At 46.1% G+C, this 625-nt stretch carries 1 pseudogene; it reads left to right on the top strand.

Features of this window, described 5'->3' with window-relative positions:
• Positions 1-625, top strand: a pseudogene (locus R8O10_RS25990) (DUF6701 domain-containing protein); the annotation flags it as partial.

Raw genomic sequence — 625 nt, 5'->3', positions numbered from 1 at the left:
CCAATTTTACAACAGCATTTTTCCTTAGGAGTGCTTGGCGGATACCAAGATCGTTTTGTGCCACCAGCACCACAATAGGCAGAATGGAAGCGCATCGGCGATGCCAGTATCGGTCAGTTTGCGATTGAAAAAGCATCTACAAATGCAACGTGTCAGAACAGCCCGTGTTGGGAGAAAGATAAAACTAAAGGCCATTACCCTGATGGCCCGTTCAACCGCGATGCAAACAGCAAGAGCAGTAAAATTGGCTTAGTGACTACTCACGTGGTTGATGAGGTGAACTTCTTCGATGGCGGTGAAATTCTGACGAAACAACCAGACATTCGTTTTGGTCGTTTGAACTTTAAGGATGTTGGCGGAAATCAGGGCATGAAGATCAAAGTACCATTGGACGTAGAGGTGTGGCAAAACGGTAGATTTGTTACAAACTTTGATGACAACTCGACAACCGCAAATGGTGCGTACTACACCAGCACGCCTATTTGGTCGAACGCACCGGTAAATAACGCCCAGTTATCTGGTGTTGCTAAGATAAGCGTTGGCAGAACCAACGACATCATTGCAAGCCAAATTGACGCGGCAAGAGAACAAATTCAGTTCAGCCTAAATCTAGATCACTCAGGCA

Source organism: Vibrio sp. 1727 (assembly GCF_033344415.1).
Lineage (GTDB): Bacteria > Pseudomonadota > Gammaproteobacteria > Enterobacterales > Vibrionaceae > Vibrio > Vibrio alginolyticus.
The sequence above is the reverse complement of the archived record's forward strand: the minus strand, read 5'-3'. Positions and strand labels throughout refer to the sequence as shown.